This is a genomic window from Thermostichus sp. MS-CIW-25, assembly GCF_054060015.1.
In genome coordinates this window covers 39,225-52,789 of the sequence record NZ_JBSSCS010000021.1, presented here as the reverse complement: position 1 = coordinate 52,789, position 13,565 = coordinate 39,225, and the positions used below count along the sequence as shown (strand labels likewise).

Here is a 13,565-nt window from a genome sequence, read left to right as displayed (position 1 = left end):
CAGCGGTTTTGTTCCCACCAGTTAAGCCGCTCTGCCAACCGATAGTTGTACTGCTTGCGCAACAGCTCCAGCCATTGCTCCATCAGGACAACTTGACTGGGCGTAGGCCGCAGGCGGTACTGATAGGCAGTCCTCATCTTAAGCGTACTCAGAAACCGCTACACTGATTATAGCACCAGCAGGGATTAGCGGCCATGAAGCATGATTTTGTTTCCAGCGGCAGAGCTGTATCTGATTTGAAGGCGCACTTGGTCTTAACCACCAAGTACCGTCGCAAGGTATTTACCAGCGAAATGCTGCAGCGATTACATGAGGTTATGTATGACCTTTGCCAAAAGTGGGGTTGCAAACTTATTGAGTTCAACGGCGAGGCAGACCATGTTCATCTGCTGTTCCAGTACTACCCGCAGGTGGATCTGTCCAAATTGGTAAACAACATCAAATCCGTCTCTAGTCGCAGGATGAGAAGCGAGTTTGCGGATTACATCAGCAAGATATACCGGAAAAATGTGCTGTGGAATGAATCTTATTTCATCGCTTCATGTGGTGGGGTGACAGTCTCGGCATTGAGCCAGTACATTGAAAGCCAAGGTACTCCCGCCTCTCATCCCGGCCAAGCGCTCCGCGCCGCTAGCGCGTTCGCTTCAGCGGGACGTAGTCCATACGTTCTACGGACAGAGGGGGGGCTTCTCGGCGGTTTAGCTAAATCCACCATCCACCCTAATTTGCTGCCGTGCTTTAGACAATGCAGGATATTATCGATTACACGGCTTACCCTTTGACCCGGCGAAAGAATTTCGATAATCCAGTCGGGTGCTGCGGTGAAGTCATCCTCTGGCTCGCCTGTTTCACTTAGGCGAATTCGATCCCACGCAATTACAGCAATATCGGGAACAATGGAACGACCGGCAAAAGTGCATCGCAATTCGGGTAGGGCAGTATAGCTGGTGGTGCTGCCGTCAACCTCAGCCAAAAGGCGTTTTTGCAAAATGGAATGGCGGACTTTGGGCAGCGGTTTTTGAATGGCAACTCCATCCACGTACTCCCATGCCGGAGACTCTTCTATGTGAGGCAACTTGAGGAAGTCTTCAAGAGTGAGAGCCAAATCTAGGCGAGTTGTCATAGGTTTAGGCAAAGCCCCCCCGGATCCCTGCCAGTACTGTATCCCAAACCCCAAAGCGAGGGGGAGCGGTGGAGTAGGGGTTAAAACTGCGGCAATTGGGGTAGATGGAGCGTGAAAGTCGTCCAACCGGCAGAGCTGTTGACCTCAATGGATCCCCTCAGTTGATCCACCATTTGCTTCACCAAGGCCAAGTCTAGATCGGTACTCCCTTCCTTAGCCCACACTGCGGAGCCCTAGCAAAGCAAAAAGCCCCCAGGCAGGGTAATCACCTCTCCTGAGGGCCAAACCCCCTCAAATCCCAGGTAGGTTAAGCCTGAACTCTGCTCGGCTCGTAGAAGACTTTGGGCAGAGATCGAGCAAACTTCGAGAAATCAGCCCTTGACTTGCGCGAACCATAATCTGCCTTTAAGTCAGAACGATTGAAAGCTATCTTCTCTCTTGCGGGCTCGTAGAAGATCCACCTCCTAAGGGTGTAGTTCACTTCATAGAGAGTTTGCCGAACGCCGTTTATCAACGATAGAGATCTGGAGCTGGGAGCCTTTGGCGGCTGATACCAGTAGATATCCTCGGGAGATACAGATAGAGGCTCTGGACCTGCAAAGGGCGGCTCGTAAAAAGTTGCAAAGTCAGGCTGAGGTCGGCACTGAAATTGAACCTGATACACCGACTGAGAGGTCATTTCCTGCCGACTCTGCTGCCAAAGCTGCAGCATCTTGCCGACATCAAATCCCATCGCTCGCTGAAAATGCCACAGGGATCCTTGTAGAAAAAAGAAGGCTAAGTAGAAGTGAGCATTCGCCAGCCAAACCCTTGAGGAGTAGTTCCACGCTCCCGTTTGATTTGGATCGAAGTAGTAAGGAGTAAAGGCGGATTTCAGCTCCAGGGTGGGGCCGTAAAACTCCACCGGGTAGGCCAGCGAGTTAAACCCACAGTAGTAAGAAGCCGCAAAACCGGCTAGGGCGATGCCGAATAGAGAGTAGGAGAGGATCCCATCTGCTGAGAAGAGAAAGCGAGCTTTAACCCACTCAAACGGCGGAACCAGGATATGCCACACCCCTCCCAACAAGAGAAGAGCTCCCACATAGATATGGCCCCCCACCAAGTCTTCCAAATTATTGACATCAAACAGGTGGGTGCGGTAGTTCCAAAGGGTGGCAAAGTCCAAAGTTGGAGCCGTAACCAGGCGTACCTGACCGGTGTTGGCGTCATACAGCCCCCCGAACACCATCGCCTTGGCCACCAACAATAGGGATCCCAGGCCCAAAATCAGTAGGTGGTGCCCCAAAATCACTCCCAACGTTTTGGCATCATCCCAAGTGAAGTGAAACTTGGCAGCCCTGCCGAATTCCATATCTAAGCTGGGGGGAAGTTGGGTTTGGTGGAAGTAGGCTCCTCCAGCCAACACGCCGGCAGCCACCAGGTGAATTGAGGCAATGGCCACATAGGGAAAGGTATTGACGATCTGGCCACCGGGGCCAACCCCCCACCCCAATGTGGCCAAGTGGGGCAGCAAAATCAGCCCTTGCTCGTACATGGGCCGCTCTGGCGAGAACTTGGCCAGCTCAAACAAGGTAAAGCCCCCCGCCCAAGCCATGATCAAGGCCGCATGGGCCACATGCGCCACGATAAAAGTATTAGAGAGGTTCATCAATCGAGCGTTACCTGACCACCAGGGGTAGCCCGATGGGTGCATCTTTTTGGCATTCATAGATAGCTCCTCAGTGAGCCCTCAAAAATACAGGCACGTTTAGCTCAGACCGGCAATGATATGGTCAAGATAAACGGCCATTTCTTGACTTGCCTCTGTGTCGAGACTTTCGGTCAGGACCTCTTTCATGGCATTGAGGGCCTGAATGACGCGATCGATGGGAACGCCGAGGGTGATGTAAGTTTCTTTTAAACCCTGCAACACGCGCTCATCCAAAATTGAGGGATCGGCAGCCAACATGGCGTAGGTGGCATAGCGTAGAAAATAGGTCAGGTCCCGCAAGCAAGCCGCGTAGCGCCGAGTAGGGTACATATTGCCCCCCGGTAGGGTAATATCCCCGTAGAGCAAGCTCTTGGCAACCGTTTTGCTGATAATGCTGCTGGCGCTGGAGCTGATGGTTTTGGCCGCCTTGACGCGCATGTTGCCACTCTGGAAATAGCGATTTAATTGTTCCAGAGCTGCGGCATCTAAGTAAGAGCCTTTCTCATCGGCGGGGTTAATCAGGGAAGTGATGGTATCTTTCATGGATTTTTCTCCTCTAAGCACTAGTAGGGACTGATTTCTTGAGGCAATTGGGCAAATGCTGTTCGCGTTAGCGGGACGGAGTCCTTGCACCGCTTGCTCAGGCATTGCCTGTGAGAACTCTTATGGATTGCAACTTAAGACAACTTCACAGCTTGCAGGTCAAGCTCGCAAAGCCAGCCGAAACCTCAAGCTCACAGAGGCAGGAGTAGCGCGCCTCAACTCTAAAACTGAGCGAGAGGGCAGCGATTTGTCTATCCATTCATCGATTCAAAAAGCGCGAATCAGTCGATCAAAGTAGGGGGCAGCTAGAGCCATCTCCTCTGAAGAAAGAATGCCGGCAGCTACCTCTTTTAGGCAGCTCATCGCCACCCGCAGGTTGGGTAGCGGCACGCCCAAAGAGATGTACATTTCTCGCATGCCGTTCAAGCCGATATCTTCCAGCGGCTTATCGTTGCCTGCCAAGATGCAATAGCTAACCAAGCGGATATACCAGCCTTGATCTCGTTGACAGAGGGCAGTTTTTTGAGGGTTGCCCTTATTGCTGGGGGTGTTGGGGCATTTGGCCCAAAACCGTTTGCTGCCTTCCTGGACAATTTTTTGCTCGTTCTCTGCTAACTTTTGGGCGGCTCGGATGCGAACTTGACCCTTGCTGAAGAAATCCTCTAGCTTGGCGATCTCGGCACTGCTGAGGAAGCGATCAGCCGCGTCCGACTGCGCGATGACTTGGGCAACAATGCTCATAGGTTTTTGGCAAGGAACACTCTACAGGTAACAAAGTAAGCCAGATCCTCAAGAACCGAAATCACTTATTAAGAAAAAGTTGTGAATTGAAACTTACTTGCAACAAATCCTCTCTGCCTCGCGTCTTCGGCAGCGTGACCAGATTGAGAAGGTTGGGTTGGCGGCCAATCCAGATCCCGGATACGACAGCAACCCTCAGAATACTCAGCCTCTATCTCTTCTGGCCGAGATGAGCATCTGTGTTGGGAACTATTTCCGTATCTGTTGCTACAGAACTTACAATAAGACGGGCTGTGCAGAGGTACCGGGGGAGAGAACCCCTAAGGTAGGGATCAAATCGGCGCTGCGCCGCTTTAAGGGCTAAGTTTCTGAGGCAGGAATCTTGCCAGATCTGCGTAACCATCGCTACTTTGAAACCAACCTGGAAAAGCGCAAGCGCAAAGCAGGAGTCCCCAGGGATCCGCTCAACCTTTAAAACTGGGGCAGAGGGGGCAGGTGGAGCGTGAAAGTTGTCCAGCCGGCGGCGCTGCTGACCTCGATGGATCCCCTCAGTTGATCCACCATCTGTTTTGCCAAGGCCAAGCCTAAACCCGTGCCCCCTTCTTTCCAAGGATCATGGCTGGGGATCCGGTAAAAACGATCGAAAATGCGGGTGAGTTCCTCAGCCGGGATCTCTTGGCTATTCCTGACTTGGATGCGAGTTCGGTTGGCCTCAACCCTGACTTCTAGGCGGATGGATCCCTGGCCGGGGGTGTATTTCACCGCGTTGTGCAGGAGCTCCCGCAGGATACGCCCCAAAAGGAGAGGATCTGTGGTGATGCTGCTCTCCAGAGGCACGTTGGCTTGAAAGGTTTGCCCCTTAGTACGGGCGCGTTCGCCAATAGCCAACAGCAAATCCCCCAACAAGGCTTCCCAGGTCAGCGTTTGCAGATTCAAAGCATAGGCTCCTGCCTCTAGCCGCTGCAAATCCAACAGGTCATTGATCAGCTCGATCTCCCGTTGGCATTCCCGCTGGGCGATGGATAGGTACTGGGCCTGCTTCTCCCTCGCAGGGGCAACTTGCAGCATGTGCAACGCCATCTTCAGGCTGGTGAGGGGGGTGCGCAACTCGTGGCTGACGGTGCTGATAAAGTCATCTTTGAGGCGGTTAAGGCGCTCCAGGGCTTGCACCTGCTCTTGGGCAGCTCGGAATAGGCGCGCCTGCCTTAGGCCGATAGCACATTGATTGGCCACTTGAGCTACGAGATCCATTTCCTGCTCATCAAAACTTTCCTCGCTGCTGCGAAAAACCCACAGATCCCCCAAGACTTGCTCCCCATCCCGCAGAGGGCAGACCAAGACTGATCCTTGGCGGGGGGCGTCAGGAAGTAAACAAAATATGCAGGGCTCTCCTCGCAACAACTGGGCGTAGAGATCTGGATATTGGGCAAAGGGAATACAAGTATGCAAGGCCGACCCCAAGCGAGGACAATACTCGTAGCTGATGGTGGAAAGGGTGAGATCGGCGTTGTAAAGGCCAATATCGCAGCCATCTGCATTTAGGTTTTCTCCCAGCTCGCGCAGAGCGGTGTTGAGAATTTCAGCTTCATCCAGAGAGTCGCGCACCCGGTCAGTGATGCGTTTCAGCAGGGCCTCAAATTGCAGGGATCGCTGCAACTCAGAGGTGCGTTGCCGAACCTTTTCTTCCAAGGTTTGATTGAGGGCTTGCAGTTGTTCATATAACTGGGCCTGTTGCAACGCGATGGCTAATTGATCGCTCAGCTCTTGTAAAAGCCGGATTTCCCACTCTTGCCAAGGGCGGCTGGATTGGCAGTGCTGAACTACCAATAGACCCCACAAAGCCTCACCCTGCCGAATCGGGATCACCAAGTTGGCTTGGGCCTGGAAAGATTCCAAGAGCTCCCGATAGCAAGGATCCAAATTGGCCGTCGCCACGTTGGCTATGGCTTGCACAAAGCCCTCTTGGTACTTGCGGTAGCAAGGACCCTGGGGAAGGCAAGCATCCCACACCCGGCGGCCCAGGTGGCTGGGCCAGGGATCCGCCACCGACTCAGCAGCTACAAACCCCCCTACACCTTCCTGCAACTGATAGATCATCACCCGATCCACCTGGAAAACCTCTCGCACTTCTGCAACAGTGGTTTGCAAGATAGATTGCAAATCCAAATCCTGACGGATGCGTCGCAGCAAAGCTCCAAGCAGCCGCTCCCGCTCTGCTTCTTTCAGCAACAGATCTTGGGCTTGTTTGAGGGGCGTTATGTCCACAGCGATGCCGCAAACGGCGTAAGGAGACCCCTGCTGATCCCGCAGGGCAAACTTGGTGACCCACCGGGTCAATCTCTTGCCATCGCGGAAAAAGGTTCGCTCGTAGCTGACAGGATGCGGAGATTGCAGGACTTTTTGATCCTGATCTCGAAATTCTAGAGCCTCTTCTGATGCGAACAGCTCACTATCCAACTTTCCAAAGAGCTCTTCTGCCTTGCAGCCTCTCTGTTGTAGATAAGTCTTGTTTACATGAAGATAGCGCCCTTCCAGATCTTTGAGAAAGATACAAAAAGGGATCCCATCCAGAATGGCCCTAAGCCGAGCTTCGCTTTCTTGTAGAGCCAGCTCTGCTTCTTTCTGCTCCGTAATATCTTCGGTAATGCCTGCGATGTGAACGACTTCCTGCTGCTCGTTCAAGACAGGGTAACAAGAGGTACGCAACCAGCGCAGCCTGCCATCTGGGTGGAAAATCCGATAGGTAACTGACATTTTGCCTTGGGTGGCAAGAGACAGGGTTTCCATCACTCTTGGCAGATCCTCTGGGTGGATCCTTTCCTTCCACAGATCCGGCTGGCGATAAAGCTCCTCTGGTGTATATCCGAAAATCTGTTCACAACGAGGACTTTTGTAAAGAGCGCGGCTAAAGTCTGCCGACTGTAGGAAGAAAGTCACCGGTACAGCCTCTGCAATTTCCCGAAAGCGGGCTTCGCTCTCTCGCAAAGCCAGTTCCACCTGCTTTTGTTGGGTGATATCGCGGGTACTGGAAACGATCCCCTGAACCAAAGGATCATCCAAGAGATTGGTGCAGAGGCTCTCCAGCCACACCCAATGGCCGTCGGCATGTTGCATCCGATAGACAAAGCAGAGAGTCTGGCCGGGCTGGGACAGGAGTTGCTCGCAGGCAGACGCGATGGCCTCGCGGTCTTCGGGATGAACCAGCTCCAGGGGTTGAGGCTCTCCTGGCTGGGGGGTAAGACCTAGAATCTTCTCCGCCACCGGGGGATTAAGGCAATACAGCCGGCCCTGGGCATCAACCCGGTGCAAGATGTCGTGGCTGTTGTTGATAAAGGCGCGAAAGCGTTCTTGTTGATCTGTTAGCTCTCGTTGCAGGCGCTTCTGCTCGGTGATATCTAGGACAATGCCGAGAAGCCCTAATCCTTTAGACTGATCCTGAAGCTTTACAGCGAAGCGATAGGTGTAGCGCTCCTGACCTTGAATTACTTCCTTGCCCTCGAGTTGGGAAAACCCTTGCCGCTCTAGATCGGCTAGAACTTGAGGGATGTACTCCGGCCAGTGAGGATATTCTTGAGCCACCTCCTCCAGAGAAGTACCCAGCAGATCGCCAAACCAGGCGCGGTCAGTGGCATTTTGCAAAATTAGCACTCCCTGGGGATCCCTGGCCCACACCGCCAATGGCAGGGCATCCAACAAGGTGCGCAGTTGGGCCTCCCGCAGCCGCAGGTTTTCTTCCAACTGTTTCTTCTCGGTAATGTCTCGGCCCACCCCGCGGATGAACTGCAAGCGGCCCCGCCGGTCAAAAATGCCTTGGTTGATCCACTCAAACCACCGCACCTGCCCCGCTGCATCCGATACCCTGCCAACTCGGGTGAAGGTAGGCTGCTGAGGGGTGAGCTGGGCTATCTTTTGCCGCACCTGCTCTTGCTCTTCTGCCGGCAGCACGTCAATCCAGCGCTTGCCTCGCCAATTGCCTAAGAGTTTTTGGCAAGCTCCGTTACATTCCACCACCGTCGTATCTGCACGCGCCAGCATGATGACATCGGGAAAACCCACCTGATCCCGCTGCAGCCAGCGCTTTTGCCAGTACATCACCACGGCCAGTGAGGATCCCCAAAGGAGCAGCCAAAGCCATCCGGGCAGAGTGTTTCGGTCGAGTAAGGTGTTTAGGTTGACTAGATCCCAGCAGGCGCTCATGAAGGTTGTCGATTAAGTTAAGTTTAGAGAGTGTCGAGGAGTACGCTGCTTTTCGGTAGCATTTCTAACCCAGGATCAAGCACTGTGACAACAATTCCCCATCTCCCCGAAAACTCCCCGAAAAGGAGAGCAAAGTTTGAGTCTACTGGAACGGTGGGGCAGTATCCTCGAAAAGGGGGCTTTCAGGGTGAAGAGTTGTTTCTTAGGTTTCCTAAGTGTTCGGATAGATAGTTCTGAATCCAGCGCACCAGCCGCTGAGAGAGCACGAAAGCTTCTGGTTCGTCCCCTTTGATGCCGACTTGGCTGCTAAAGCAGGCGATGACCTCCTCGTTCAGCTCCGGTTTAGAAGGATCGCTGTGAAACTGCAGCCGCACTTGGCTTTGGACCTGAAAACTCTCTTGAGCTTGGTTATCCAAAACTTCCTGACCCACTCGATGCAGCCGCACTCCTTGCAACTGAGCCAAGGGATAAGAAAACACCTGCTGCCGCCAAAAGCCCCAAGGGCCACCCAGCCGGGTCAAGGTCACCCGTTGGCTTTGGCAATCTAGATTCAGGATCTGCCCCAACCCCCAAGGGATCCCAATCCACAAGCCCATCCCCACAGCCACCAAACCCAACAGCGGCGAACGAGCCCACAGTTGGGATCCCACAATCAGCAGCACCAAGCCTGCTGCCGCCCGCCAAGCCAGTTGCTGGGAAGTGAACCGTTGTAGGGCAATGCGCAGCCGTTTGGGATTGCGCTCCAGAACCTGCGGATAAACCAATGCCATGAAATGGGATCCCACTGTTGAGACTAGTTTAACAGGGCTGCTCTTCCCTAGGTGCTGAAGGTGTCTTATCCGTACATTGCGTTGGTGAAAAACTACAACTCCGGCTCGGCAAAAAACTCTGATAAATCCAGCGCAAATCCAGGGATCACCTCTCCACCTTCCAGGATGTCGCCGGGTTTCTTCAATGCTTCAGGCTCAGGCCGGCGATAGACCAGAACGTATTTCTCTTCAGGATGAATGATCCAGACCAGCCGGGATCCATTCTCGAAATACTCAACAACCTTGTCGTGGATCTCTCCAATGGTGTTGGCATCCGAGAGAACCTCTACAGCCAAGTCTGGGGATCCCTCAATATAACCCCTTGGGATCCCGCCCAGAGATTGCAGTCGTTCTTTGGAAAAGAAAGAACAATCTGGAGAACGGCGATTGCCGGATTTCATTTTGAAGGAAGTATCGGAATCGAAGGTAAATCCAATCCTTTGACTGCGAACGTAGGAGCCCAGAATGATGTGAATCAAACTTACGTAGTACCCATGCTTTGCGCCTGCCGAGCCCACAGTAACCAGTTCTCCATTCACAACCTCATAGCGATTGCCATCCTCCGGTAAAGCCATAAACTCTTCGTCAGTCCAAATTTTTCGAGAAGCTGCCGGAGAACTATCAGCAGGTGCCTCGGCCAATTTTTCTCTTTCCAAAACCTCGACCATCATGACCTCCGCAATGAAAAACGGCTAAGGGAGCCGGTCTGGGGTCAACACATCCTGAAGAGCGATCTGCAGGCCCGGTAAGAAGTCAGCAAGCTGCCCTGAGGGATCCCCTTATTTAGGATCCACCAGGGATCCCATGAACAACACGGTTTGGGCCGCTGGGTTGCCGCCGGATCTGGAGGCCACAATGGCAAACCAGAAGGGCCGATCTGCCACAAATTGAAAGGGCTCTTGCCGGTCGACAGCAGTCCGGGAGACAATCACCCCAGTAGCGGCTGCCGCCTCGGATCCCTCTTCGTTCACTTCAATTGCTGCTTTGTGCAGGACTTTGCTGATCCGCGCTGGCTCTGGGGTCATCTGGCTGAAGTCGGCTCGGTTGGAAAAGGCAACTCCCAGGCCCAACTGCTGCAGAACGGAAGTGAGATCCGTTTCATAAGCCAATTCAAATCTCGGGATCCGCACCGAACCTGCACGGGGGCGCAGGGATCCCGTCCATTCTTGCCAAGTTTCCGGGCTCAGCTCTGCCCGCAGCGATTCCAGCTTCACTCCCTTCTTGGGCAGCAGGATCAGCATTTCCAGTTCTCCTTCCCCGTAGGGCAGGCTCACCACCTGCAACTGCTCGGTTTCCAGGTAGTCGTAACGACCTGATTGAACCATCATGGGTACTCGGACGCGGCGGCCATCCAACCGAGTAAAGGGCTGAGTTTGGGTGCGCTCCGGATCGAAGGGCTGAGTCCACTCGCCTTTGAAGTAGATGGCATTGAGCAAAACCATCAAATCCTCGCGGCTGAGGCGATCCACAATGCGGTTGATCTTGCCCTGGGTGCGCTCGGCCACCCAGCCGTTGATCTGGTTCACCGTTTGCCGGGATCCCAAATTCACCCGATTCACCACCGCTTGGTAGTAGGTGGCCAAAGCCTGCAAAAACTGGGGCTGTAAGGTGAGGGTTTGATCCACCCAGAGGCCGTTGGCCATTTGCACCTGGACTGGCCCTCCTGCCGGGGATCCCTCCGCCAGCCAGTGCACCATCTGGGCATTGGTCCAGTTCAACTCATTCAAGGAAAGGTCTTGTACCTCCAGCACCTCGGCCATTGCCGTTTGGGTCTCCCCAGAGGCGCCGTTGTAGAGCATGCTCAGGGCCAGGCGGATGCTCAAGGGGGAGAAAAAGAGGTTCTCTTGGGGCTGCTGACGGAGCAGGTGATCAAACAGTTTCAGCGCAAAGCGGCTTTGGGCTTGTTGGGCCACGGTCTTTTCCCCATACCCTTCCCCATAGGTCACCGTTGGCTCAAAGGGAATCCGCACCGGGGTTTCCTGTGAACGGGATCCCATCCCGTGAGTGGGCCAGAGGCCCAGGAGCCCCAGGCCAAGCAGAGCCAGAAGCGGGATCCGGCTCACCAAGGATCTATTGAATCTATTGAAATTGAAATTGAAAGGGTCTTTCATACGGCTCTCCTGGCAGGGTGGGGAACGATAAAGTCTATGGCTATGCTATCGGGTCGGTTGTGGGCTGCCCTTGCCCAGAGCCGCCATTCCGGCTGCGCTCAAGGGGGAAAAGCACAGGCCGCTTCCGGCAAGCAAGAATTGGCAAGGCTCTCCCAGGGGGGAACTTCCTGCATCTGGCTGGTCAAGTCGCAGCAGCAGCGTCTGGCGCGATAGGATGAAGCCTGCACAGGAGAGTGCCACATGGTTCTGTTCACGATACACGTTCCAAAAGGGTGCAGAGTCGCCTTGGGCCTGGCTCTACTGCTCCTGGGATCCGGCTTGGGATGTACTGCTGCCACGGAGAGATCTCCCGCCTCACAAACTCAGGTAACCGAAGCCATCTCTCCATCCCCCCCAGCCATAGGGCAGCCCCAGCAACTGCCGGTTGAAGCCGAAGTCACCCTTGCCGGCCAACGCTTTGAGCTAGAGGTGGCCCGCACCCCTGAGCAACAGCGCTTGGGCCTGATGTTTCGCACCGATTTGCCGCCGGATCGGGGCATGTGGTTTCCCTTTGATCCGCCCCAGCCAGCTTCTTTTTGGATGTTCAACACCCTGATCAACCTGGACATCATTTTCCTTCACCAAGGCAAGGTGGTGTACATTGCCGCCGATGTGCCCGGCTGCCCCGCCCAACCCTGCCCCACCTATGGGCCGCCTCCTTCCCAGTTGGTGGACGGTGTGCTGGAGTTCCGCGGCGGGACGGCTGCTGCTTTGGGTTTGGCCGTTGGAGATCCGGTCGAGATCCGAGAGCTTCAGCCCGCAGCCCCTTGATTTCTACCTCCCCTCTCCCTGAGGGAGAGGGGCCGGGGGTGAGGGAAGACAGGCTCGCAGATGATCTTTTGAAGAATCTTTGCGATGATTTTTGAGGGTTGCTAACTAAGCCTACAGAAGAGGCGACGACAAGCCCAAAAGCAGTTTGGCCACCGCAAGCGAGTCTATGGATGTCAGCAGCGTAAGTCATTGGATAGGGGTGGGGGCTGTCGCCCTAGCCTCCATCCTTTGGGCTGAGATCGTGCGGGATGTGCGCCATTGGCTGGCCCACCGGTGGCCCTGGCTGATGCCCAAACACATCCTGCACCACCGCCTGTTCCGCCCCGACCTTAGCGTGGTGGATGCACAGCTGTACCGAGAATCCCAGTGGCACCACGACGTTCCCGAAGCGGCGACGATGATCCTGGCCGGGATCCCTTGGGTGGTGGTGTTGGGCTGGGGATCCTGGCTGTACGGCCTGGCGGCAGCGTTGGGGGTGGTCTACTCGGCCAGTTTCTGGGTGGCTGGTATGCTGCGGGGTTGGGGGCTGGCCCTGCAGACGGATATCACCCACCAGCCGGGGCCTTTCCCCGTTCCTCCCAGCCAATGGCATGTCAACCGCGCCTACCACTGGCGGCACCACTTCGACGATACCAACGCCTATTTTTGCGGCACCCTGACTCTCGTAGATCGGCTCATGGGCACCAGTCTCTCCTTGAAAGGCAAGCGAGTAGCCGTCACCGGCGCCTCCGGCACCCTGGGCCGGGCCTTGCTCAAGCATTTTCACCAGCAGGGGGCCAAAGTCATCGCCCTCAGCTCCCATTCGGATTCGGTTCACATCGAAGTGGACGGCCAGATCCAGCCGGTGGAGACCGTTCGCTGGCAGGTGGGGCAAGAGGGATCCCTGGCTGAGCTGCTGGAGCGGGTGGATATCTTGGTGCTCAACCACGGCCTGAACGTCCACAGGCAACGGGATCCCGAGTCTGTCCGCCAGTCCTATGCCGTCAATACCTTCTCCAGTTGGCGCCTGATGGAGCTATTCTTCCAAACGGTTCGCAGCAACCCTGAGATGGCCACCAAAGAGGTGTGGGTGAACACCTCAGAGGCTGAGGCTAGCCCTGCTTTCAGTCCCCTCTACGAGCTCTCCAAGCGGGCCCTAGGCGATCTGGTTACTCTGCGCCGCCTCGATGCTCCCTGCACAGTGCGCAAGCTCATCCTCGGCCCCTTCAAGAGCCAGCTCAATCCCATTGGGGTTATGTCGGGAGATTGGGTGGCCGCTCAGATCTTGGCCCAGGCCAAACGAGACTGCCGCAACATCATCGTCACCATCAACCCCCTGACCTACTTGCTTTTCCCGCTCAAAGAGCTGGCTGTGAGCACTTATTTCCGCTTGTTTAGCCGTCGGTCTCCCCAGCCAGGGATCCCTGCCCCCAACCCAGATGCTGCAGGTGGGGCCGAGTCCGGTGATTTGCCTTTGGTTTAGTTAAAAGGAACTAGATCCCAACCCGTTCCATAGCTCTATGGCATTGGGCGCAAAAGTGGAGTAAGACAAGAGCAGGTTC

At 55.0% G+C, this 13,565-nt stretch carries 11 protein-coding genes and 3 pseudogenes; 5 read left to right on the top strand and 9 right to left on the bottom strand.

Annotated elements, in window-relative coordinates; translation table 11 throughout:
• The coding region (locus tag ACVWZ1_RS09015; protein ID WP_457503184.1) for a helix-turn-helix domain-containing protein at positions 1-137 on the bottom strand (137 nt) is incomplete at its 3' end.
• 57 nt (positions 138-194) lie between these two features.
• Here ACVWZ1_RS09015 and tnpA point away from each other — a divergent pair.
• Positions 195-634, top strand: a pseudogene (gene tnpA / locus ACVWZ1_RS09010) (IS200/IS605-like element ISSoc10 family transposase).
• Positions 635-667: 33 nt separating this feature from the next.
• Here tnpA and ACVWZ1_RS09005 read toward each other — a convergent pair.
• The 4 genes and pseudogenes from ACVWZ1_RS09005 to apcD form a co-directional block, all read right to left on the bottom strand.
• Positions 668-1,123, bottom strand: a pseudogene (locus ACVWZ1_RS09005) (Uma2 family endonuclease); the annotation flags it as partial.
• A gap of 307 nt (positions 1,124-1,430) precedes the next feature.
• Positions 1,431-2,831: a chlorophyll a/b binding light-harvesting protein gene (locus ACVWZ1_RS09000; protein WP_457387765.1), complete on the bottom strand. Its 1,401-nt coding sequence runs from the start codon at positions 2,829-2,831 to the stop codon at positions 1,431-1,433.
• Positions 2,832-2,870: 39 nt separating this feature from the next.
• A complete protein-coding gene (locus ACVWZ1_RS08995; RefSeq protein ID WP_099812041.1) occupies positions 2,871-3,356 on the bottom strand; it encodes an allophycocyanin subunit beta in 486 nt (161 codons plus the stop codon).
• Positions 3,357-3,623: 267 nt separating this feature from the next.
• Positions 3,624-4,097, bottom strand: a complete 474-nt coding sequence (gene apcD / locus ACVWZ1_RS08990) for an allophycocyanin subunit alpha-B (RefSeq protein WP_099812040.1) — start codon at positions 4,095-4,097, stop codon at positions 3,624-3,626.
• A gap of 331 nt (positions 4,098-4,428) precedes the next feature.
• Between apcD and rpsU the strand changes: the two are divergent.
• Positions 4,429-4,572, top strand: a pseudogene (rpsU, locus tag ACVWZ1_RS08985) (30S ribosomal protein S21).
• On the opposite strand, the gene ACVWZ1_RS08980 reads toward rpsU, so the two are convergent.
• From ACVWZ1_RS08980 to ACVWZ1_RS08965, 4 genes are all read right to left on the bottom strand, one after another.
• Positions 4,569-8,189: a PAS domain S-box protein gene (locus tag ACVWZ1_RS08980; RefSeq protein ID WP_457503180.1), complete on the bottom strand. Its 3,621-nt coding sequence runs from the start codon at positions 8,187-8,189 to the stop codon at positions 4,569-4,571. The pseudogene rpsU and the gene ACVWZ1_RS08980 sit on opposite strands and share 4 nt — an antisense overlap.
• 287 nt (positions 8,190-8,476) lie before the next feature.
• A complete protein-coding gene (locus ACVWZ1_RS08975; RefSeq protein ID WP_414424759.1) occupies positions 8,477-9,064 on the bottom strand; it encodes a hypothetical protein in 588 nt (195 codons plus the stop codon).
• Between the two features lie 92 nt (positions 9,065-9,156).
• Positions 9,157-9,771: a Uma2 family endonuclease gene (locus tag ACVWZ1_RS08970; protein ID WP_457394103.1), complete on the bottom strand. Its 615-nt coding sequence runs from the start codon at positions 9,769-9,771 to the stop codon at positions 9,157-9,159.
• Between the two features lie 111 nt (positions 9,772-9,882).
• Complete coding sequence (locus ACVWZ1_RS08965; protein ID WP_457503179.1) at positions 9,883-11,214, bottom strand: serpin family protein; 1,332 nt, start codon at positions 11,212-11,214, stop codon at positions 9,883-9,885.
• Positions 11,215-11,250: 36 nt separating this feature from the next.
• Between ACVWZ1_RS08965 and ACVWZ1_RS08960 the strand changes: the two genes are divergently transcribed.
• The 3 genes from ACVWZ1_RS08960 (at position 11,251) to ACVWZ1_RS08950 (ending at position 13,486) form a co-directional block, all read left to right on the top strand.
• Positions 11,251-11,427, top strand: coding sequence for a hypothetical protein (locus ACVWZ1_RS08960; RefSeq protein ID WP_457503177.1), 177 nt, complete (start codon positions 11,251-11,253; stop codon positions 11,425-11,427).
• Between the two features lie 72 nt (positions 11,428-11,499).
• Entirely contained in the window at positions 11,500-12,024 is a 525-nt protein-coding gene (locus ACVWZ1_RS08955; RefSeq protein ID WP_414352063.1) for a DUF192 domain-containing protein, read from the top strand.
• A 166-nt stretch (positions 12,025-12,190) separates the two neighbouring features.
• Entirely contained in the window at positions 12,191-13,486 is a 1,296-nt protein-coding gene (locus tag ACVWZ1_RS08950) for a bifunctional sterol desaturase/short chain dehydrogenase (protein ID WP_457503176.1), read from the top strand.
• Positions 13,487-13,565: the final 79 nt, after the last annotated feature.

Excerpts from the sequence above, each read along its gene's own strand:
- ACVWZ1_RS08995 (WP_099812041.1), bottom strand. The coding sequence starts at position 3,356 with ATGAAAGATACCATCACTTCCCTGATTAACCCCGCCGATGAGAAAGGC.
- ACVWZ1_RS08950 (WP_457503176.1), top strand. The coding sequence starts at position 12,191 with ATGGATGTCAGCAGCGTAAGTCATTGGATAGGGGTGGGGGCTGTCGCC.
- ACVWZ1_RS08960 (WP_457503177.1), top strand. The coding sequence starts at position 11,251 with ATGGCTATGCTATCGGGTCGGTTGTGGGCTGCCCTTGCCCAGAGCCGC.
- ACVWZ1_RS08965 (WP_457503179.1), bottom strand. The coding sequence starts at position 11,214 with ATGAAAGACCCTTTCAATTTCAATTTCAATAGATTCAATAGATCCTTG.
- ACVWZ1_RS08980 (WP_457503180.1), bottom strand. The coding sequence starts at position 8,189 with ATGTACTGGCAAAAGCGCTGGCTGCAGCGGGATCAGGTGGGTTTTCCC.
- ACVWZ1_RS08975 (WP_414424759.1), bottom strand. The coding sequence starts at position 9,064 with ATGGCATTGGTTTATCCGCAGGTTCTGGAGCGCAATCCCAAACGGCTG.
- apcD (WP_099812040.1), bottom strand. The coding sequence starts at position 4,097 with ATGAGCATTGTTGCCCAAGTCATCGCGCAGTCGGACGCGGCTGATCGC.
- ACVWZ1_RS08970 (WP_457394103.1), bottom strand. The coding sequence starts at position 9,771 with ATGGTCGAGGTTTTGGAAAGAGAAAAATTGGCCGAGGCACCTGCTGAT.
- ACVWZ1_RS09000 (WP_457387765.1), bottom strand. The coding sequence starts at position 2,831 with ATGAATGCCAAAAAGATGCACCCATCGGGCTACCCCTGGTGGTCAGGT.